Origin of the sequence: Cupriavidus yeoncheonensis (assembly GCF_905397275.1) — a bacterium.
Lineage (GTDB): Bacteria > Pseudomonadota > Gammaproteobacteria > Burkholderiales > Burkholderiaceae > Cupriavidus > Cupriavidus yeoncheonensis.
Window position 1 is genome coordinate 1 of the sequence record NZ_CAJPUY010000059.1, and the last position, 1,666, is coordinate 1,666.

1 protein-coding gene is annotated in these 1,666 nt (G+C 65.6%); it reads right to left on the minus strand.

What is annotated here, in order from left to right; translation table 11 throughout:
* Positions 1 to 30: 30 nt before the first annotated feature.
* A protein-coding gene (locus KHO22_RS32265; RefSeq protein ID WP_211951253.1) for an IS3 family transposase occupies positions 31 to 1,601 on the minus strand; the annotation gives its coding sequence in 2 pieces (ribosomal slippage) (positions 31 to 1,172 and positions 1,172 to 1,601; 1,572 coding nt in all).
* Between the last annotated feature and the right edge of the window lie 65 nt (positions 1,602 to 1,666).

A 1,666-nucleotide genomic window follows, 5' to 3' on the forward strand; every position in this document is an offset into this window, starting at 1 on the left:
CGGCGCGCGTCAATGTAGATGTCGCCTCATTCATGCAGCCAAACGCTGGTTTTCGGCGCCTGGCTTGATACCGGAGGGCACGGCAATCTCGCGCTCCGGATTGAGCGTGACCGCGTCGATTGGCGACCAGTCTCGAGTGTTGCATGACCAGCGACGCGGGTTGTGCTCACGGGCCTGAACATACAGCGCGTGGCGCGCGGCGAGAATCTTGTCGTCTTGTCCGGCGTGGCGCTGCGCCGGGCTCACGTAGCGGATGCCGCTGTGCCGATGCTCATGGTTGTACCAGTGGACGAAGTGGGCCGCCCACGTACGCGCCGTGGCCAGATCGGCAAAGCCTGTAGACGGGAACTCCGGCCGGTACTTGGCCGTGCGGAAGAGGCTCTCGACGAAGGCATTGTCGTCGCTCACGCGCGGGCGCGAGTACGAAGGCTTGACCCCCAGCCAGTGGAGCATCGCCAGCACCGTGGTGGCCTTGAGCGTGGCGCCATTATCGCCATGCAGCACCGGCTTGGCCGCCATGGCATGGATGCCCTCGGCCAGCGCCGTGCGCTTGACCAGATGCGCCGCGTGGTCGGCATCGTCACGGTCGTGAACCTCGAAGCCCACGATCTTGCGGCTGTAGACGTCCAGGATCAAGTACAGATAGAACCAGCGCCCGGCGACCTCAGCCGGCAAATAGGTCATGTCCCAGCACCACAGTTGGCGCGGCCCCGTGGCCACGTGCGTGGTGGGCGGACGGCTTTGGCGCGGTGCCTTGGCGCGTCCACGATGCCGGGTCTGCCCATGGGCGCGCAGCACCCGACCAAAGCTCGATTCGCTGGCCAGGTAGACACCCTCGTCGGCCAGCATGGGCACGATGCGCGCCGGTGGCATGTCGGCGAAGCGCGGCTCGTTGGCAACGGCCAGAATGCGTTCGCGTTCCTCGATGCTCAGCGCATGCGCGGGCGTGGGCCGCTCGGCCCCGGGGCGGCGGTCGCCGACCACCAGGCCATTGTGGGCCTTCCAGCGTTGCAGAGTGCGCACGGTTATGCCAGCTACCTCGCAGGCCAGGCGCAGGCGAGCACCGCCCGCGTGAGCGGTTTCGATATAGCGGACCATCGTGTGGCGATCTTCCAGGCCGATCATGCGTCCTCGTCCTTGTCCTTCGGGAAGATCCCCTCGAGCTTTTTTGAGAGTATCAACAGGGCGGCGGCTTCGGCCAGGGCCTTCTCCTTGCGGCGCAGCTCGCGCTCGAGTTCCTTGATCCGGCGCCGATCGGCCTTTGTCTCACGATGAGTGGCGCGCGCATCCTCGGGTTCAGCCAGCGCTTGCGTGGCGGCAGTGCGCCACTGCTCCAACTCCCGTGGATACACACCGTTCTCACGGCACCAGGCGTTCTTGCTGGCCTCGTCCATCACAGCCGTCGCCAGCACCGCCTCGAACCTGGCCGCCGCTGTCCATGCCCGCTCGCGAGCGGGCATGGACATAGCGTCCGCACGCCAGCGCTCCAGCGTGGCCACTGCCACACCCAATTCCCTTGAAACCACTTCCACCGCCGCACTCTCCGGTGGTAACAACCGTGCTACCGCTCGGTCCTTGAATTCTTGTCCGTAACGAGCCACATCTGTCTCTTATCGCCCCCAAGGTTCAAATTCTATCGGGGCGACATCTATTCTGCCGCGGGGGG